The sequence below is a fragment of the Sphingopyxis sp. RIFCSPHIGHO2_12_FULL_65_19 genome, from assembly GCF_001830555.1.
Classification (GTDB): Bacteria; Pseudomonadota; Alphaproteobacteria; order Sphingomonadales; family Sphingomonadaceae; genus Sphingopyxis.
The window spans coordinates 63,124-68,362 of the sequence record NZ_MIAM01000019.1 but is presented as its reverse complement, the minus strand read 5'-3'; the positions used below and the strand labels follow the sequence as shown (position 1 = coordinate 68,362).

The window sequence follows — 5,239 nt, the reverse complement described above, 5'->3', positions numbered from 1 at the left end:
CTTCGTCGTCGATCCCGACGGCGTGATCCAGGTGATGGAAATCACCAGCGAAGGCGTCGGCCGCAATGCCGAGGAACTCGTCCGCAAGATCAAGGCGGCGGTCTATGTCCGCGCCAACCCCGGCCAGGTCTGCCCGGCGAAGTGGGAAGAGGGCGCCGAAACGCTCGCCCCCTCGATCGAACTCGTCGGCAAGATCTAAGCCGGCCAAGCCGAGAAAAAATGGTGTGCCCCCGCGAAGGCGGGGGCCCATCTCCCGACGGAGCAAAATCGCACCGACAGGTGATGGATCCCCGCCTGCGCGGGGATGCACAACTTCCTATTGCCTTCAGGATACTCCCCATGCCGATGCTCGACGCCAACACGACTGCTCAGCTTAACACCTATCTCGGCAATCTTCGCCGTCCGATCGAGCTGGTGGCAAGCCTCGACACCTCGTCCAAATCGGCCGAGATGCGTGCGCTGGTCGAAGAAGTCGCGGCACAGTCGGACCGCGTCACCGCGCGCTTCGACGGCGACGATGCGCGCCGCCCCTCCTTCGCGATCCGCGGCGATGAGGGCCGCGCCGAAGCCGTTTTCGCGGGCCTGCCGATGGGGCATGAATTTACCTCGCTGATCCTCGCGCTTCTCCACGTCGGCGGCCATCCGCCCAAGGAAGACGCCGAACTGCTCGATGCGGTGCGCGGGCTGGAAGGCGACTTTGTGTTCGAGACCTTCTTCTCGCTGTCGTGCCAGAATTGCCCCGACGTCGTGCAGGCGCTGAACATCATGGCGGCGCTCAACCCTAATATCCGCCACACCGCGATCGACGGCGCGCTGTTCCAGGACGAGGTCGAGCGGCGTCAGGTGATGGCGGTCCCCGCCGTGTTTCTGAACGGCGAACCTTTCGGACAGGGCCGCATGGATCTCGCGCAGATTGTCGCCAAGCTCGACACCGGCGCGGTAGCGCGGACCGCCGAGAAGATCGCCGCGAAAGAACCGTTCGATGTGCTCGTCGTCGGCGGCGGACCCGGCGGCGCCGCAGCCGCGATCTACGCGGCGCGCAAGGGCATTCGCACCGGCATCGTCGCCGAACGCTTCGGCGGACAGGTGCTCGACACGCTGGGGATCGAAAATTTCGTCTCGGTCCAGCACACCGAAGGCCCGAAGCTCGCGGCGCAACTGGAAGCGCATGTGAAGGATTATGACGTCGACGTCATGAATGTGCAGGAAGCCGCCGAGCTGATTCCCGGCGGCGCGAACGGCCTGCACGAAGTGAAGCTGAAGAGCGGCGCGAGCGTCAAAGGCAAGACGGTGATCCTGTCGACCGGCGCGCGCTGGCGCCAGATGGGCGTCCCCGGCGAGGCCGAATATCGCAACAAGGGCGTTGCCTATTGCCCGCACTGCGACGGCCCCTTGTTCAAGGGCAAGCGCGTCGCGGTGATCGGCGGCGGTAATTCGGGCGTCGAGGCGGCGATCGACCTGGCCGGGCTCGTCGCGCATGTGACGCTGATCGAGTTCGACAGCCAGCTTCGCGCCGACGCGGTGCTCCAGACCAAATTGCACAGCCTGCCCAACGTCACCGTCATCACCTCGGCACTCACCACCGAAGTGCTCGGCAATGGCGAAAAGGTCGTCGGCCTGCGCTACCGCGACCGCAACCGCGACGAAGAGCATCTGATCGAGCTGGAGGGCATCTTCGTCCAGATCGGCCTCATCCCGAACACCGAATGGCTCGGCGATGCGGTGGCGCTCAGCGATCGCGGCGAAATCGAGGTCGACGCACGCGGTGCGACGAGCCAGCCTGGCATCTTTGCCGCCGGCGACGTGACCACCGTGCCATATAAACAGATCGTCATCGCGATGGGCGAAGGGTCGAAAGCCGCGCTGTCGGCCTTCGACCACCTGATCCGGTCCTGACCGGCGTCGGCGGGCCCACCGCCTTCGCCGTCATGCAGAGCCTGCACGGCTCGATCGCCCCCGCGCCGGTCGTTGGCGCGGGGGCGTGTTGAATCGGGGTCCGCCATGGCGGAACAGGACCCCCATATTGCCTGCTTTTGGCGCGCCCGGCGCATCTATCGGGCGGCGAGAAACGCTCCTCAGCATGCCGAAATGCCGATTTTAGCCGATTGACGGGTTAGCGGCCCGCAAAATTTGCAACTCGGCCTCTTCTGAAAAATCCATTTTTTCCAGATATATATACCAAAATTCATGAAACGGATCGTGACAAATTTTCCACAATTGAAAATTATGTCCATATCAGGTTTGCTTTTTCCATTCAGCCCGACTTTATTGAAATCCGCAAAGGCGAGGGCCGTATGAGCCTTTGGTGAAAAAACAAAGACCGTCACCGGGCAGCAGGGTTTCGCCGTCAATCAGGCAAAGGGGATATCTATGAAGGCCGTTCAATCCTGCTGGTACGCGGGCACAGCACTCTCGATGCTGGTCGCCATGACCCCGGCCCATGCCCAGTCGGTCGATGCCGCGCCCGAAGCCGCTGCGGCGGACGATGAAATCATCGTCACCGGATCGCGCATCCAGCGGTCGGGGTTCGACGCACCGACCCCCACCACCGTGATCGGCGAGGCGGAGCTGGCGCTGGGCAACCGCCCGAGCATCGCGCAAGTGCTGAACGACACGCCCCAGTTCCGCGCCACATCGACGCCGTCGACGACGCCCGGCAACACGAACAGCGGCGTTTCGACCGCCGACATGCGCGGACTGGGTTCGGTTCGCACGCTGACCCTGCTCAACGGGCATCGCTTTGCCGGGGCCAACGATCTCAACATCGTGCCGCAGAGCCTGGTCAAGCGGATCGACGTCGTCACCGGCGGCGCATCGGCCGCATGGGGTTCGGGCGCCGTCGCGGGGGTCGTCAACATCATCCTTGACGATGATTTCACCGGCTGGCGCATGGGCGTCCAGAGCGGCATTTCATCGCGCGGCGACACGGCACGTTATGGCGCCGACATCGCGTGGGGCACCGACTTTGCGGGCGGACGCGGTCATTTCATGGTCGCGGGCGAATATATGAACGAACGCGGCGCGCTGAGCCGCGACGATCGGCCCAATCTCGAATCGGGTCTTTTCCAGCGCCCCGACGGCCAGCTCGAACTGGTGCGCGATCCCAATTCGACGCAGCTCTACAACGGCGGCTCGATCCTCCGGGCCACCGGGGCCCCCTATAATCTGGTGTTCAATCCCGACGGAAACATCGGCGCCTTCCCGCTCGGCAGCGTGACGCAGGGAGTCACGACGATCGGCGGTGGCGGCCAGAACATCTTTGATTATGTCGCGGTCAGCACGCCTTATGAGCGCATCAACCTGTTTGGCCGCGCCAGCTACGACATCACCGACTCGCTGAAAATCTGGGCCAATTTCAGCTATCACCGCATGTCGGCCGACTATAGCTTCTTCCCCGAAACACCCGCCGTGGTCATCATGCCCGACAATGCTTTCCTGACCCAGGCGAACCGCGACCAGTTGGCCGCGGGAGGCGTCGCGGGTCCGTTCCTCCTCGGCCGGGTGCTCGACGACGTCGGCGCCGACAGGGTGATGACGTTCAAATACAGCCGCCGCAACCTGGAAGGCGCGATCGGGCTGAATGGCAGCTTCGGCGATGGCTGGAGCTATGACGCCTATTACAATCATGGCGAAATCCGCCTCAACCAGGGGCTCAATAACCAGCGGATCAAATCGCGCTTTACCAATGGCGTCGATGCGGTGCTGGTGAACGGCACGCCGACATGCCGGATCAACGCGGACGCTTCGACCACCAACAACGACCCCGGGTGCGTACCGATCAACCTGTTCGGCAATGGCAGCATTTCGGACGCGGCGGCGGCGTGGGCGTTCGGCGGGTCGCAGTTGATCTATACGATCAAGCTCGACGCCGCGGGCGCCAGCGTGTCGGGCCAGCCCTTCGCAACCTGGGCGGGGCCGGTCGATATCGCCGTCGGCACCGACGTCCGCTGGGAAAAGCAGGTGACCAATTATGTCGACCCACTTTCGCTTGCCAATGCGCTGGGCACGCTGAATTCGTCGGCAACCAACGGCAGCTTCAACGTCAAGGAAGCCTTTGCCGAAGTGAACGTCCCGCTGCTCGACATCACCGATGTGCTGAAGCTCGAAGTCAATGGCGCCGCGCGCTATTCGGATTACAGCACCAGCGGCGGCATCTGGTCATGGAAGACCGGGGGAACGTTGCGCGTCGTCAACGATCTGCTTCTGCGCGCCGTCTATTCGCGCGATATCCGTTCGCCCAGCATCAACGAATATTTTCTCAGCCGCTCGACCAATATCGGCACTGTCTTCGACCCGTTCCAGGGGCCCAACGGCACGGTGCAGAACAATGTCGTCGTCTATGGTGGCGGGAACATCAACCTGACCCCCGAAATTGCCCATACGCTGACGCTCGGCGGCTCTTACTCGCCGTCCTTTGCGTCGGGGCTGCGCCTGTCGGTCGATTATTACGACATCGACATCGACAATGTGATCACGACGGTCACCGCGAACGACATTCTCAAACAATGTTTCGCAGCCGCCCCGAACGATCCGACCTGCCAGGGCACGATCGTCCGCGAAGCCAATGGCACGATCGGTTCGATCACCAACGGCTTTCGCAATCTTGCCAATTACAGCACGCAGGGCCTCGACATCGAGGCGTCGTACCGGATGCCGCTGGGCGACGGCACCCTGTCGTTCCGCGCACTCGCCAACCATGTCTTCAACCTGAAGATCAACGGGAATGACGTGTCGGGCTTTGTCGGCGGCGACACCGCCTTTTCGACCCCGAAATGGCGCGGCACAGGCACGATCGCGTTCGACAATGACAGCTTTGGCGCGAACCTGCGCGTTCGTTATGTCGACGGCGGGCTCGACCGTCCGCTGACGGTGGTGAACAATGTCCCCGTTCCGATCGTGAACAACAAGGTGGGCAGCCGCACCTACATCGACCTTGGCGTCCAGTTCAAAGCGGGGCCATTCACGCTGTTCGGAAACGTCAACAATTTGTTCGACCGCGACCCGCCGATCGCACCCTATACCAGCCCCAACTTCGACGTGATCGGCCGTTATATATCGGGCGGCGTGAAGCTGAACTTCTGACCCTTTCTTGCAGTCAGTCCCGGGGGGCGGCGGTGTCTTGCAGATACCGCCGCCCTCTTTTTTTTGGCGGACCGGAACGGCGGGTCTGGGGAGGGGAGCGGACGTTGAGGTCCTCCCCATCGACTTGCGATGGGGAGGGGGACCGTCCGCGAAGCGG

General features: G+C 62.9%; 2 protein-coding genes and 1 pseudogene. All 3 read left to right on the top strand.

All coding sequences use genetic code 11. The features are described from left to right. A pseudogene (locus A3E77_RS06640) lies at positions 1-199 on the top strand (peroxiredoxin); the annotation flags it as partial. Positions 200-345: 146 nt separating this feature from the next. Continuing rightward, the gene (gene ahpF, locus A3E77_RS06635) at positions 346-1,896 is read left to right on the top strand and encodes an alkyl hydroperoxide reductase subunit F (protein ID WP_293644312.1); all 1,551 of its coding nucleotides are present in this window, start codon (positions 346-348) and stop codon (positions 1,894-1,896) included. Between the two features lie 474 nt (positions 1,897-2,370). Next, positions 2,371-5,082: a TonB-dependent receptor plug domain-containing protein gene (locus A3E77_RS06630; protein WP_293644308.1), complete on the top strand. Its 2,712-nt coding sequence runs from the start codon at positions 2,371-2,373 to the stop codon at positions 5,080-5,082. The last annotated feature ends 157 nt before the right edge of the window (positions 5,083-5,239 follow it).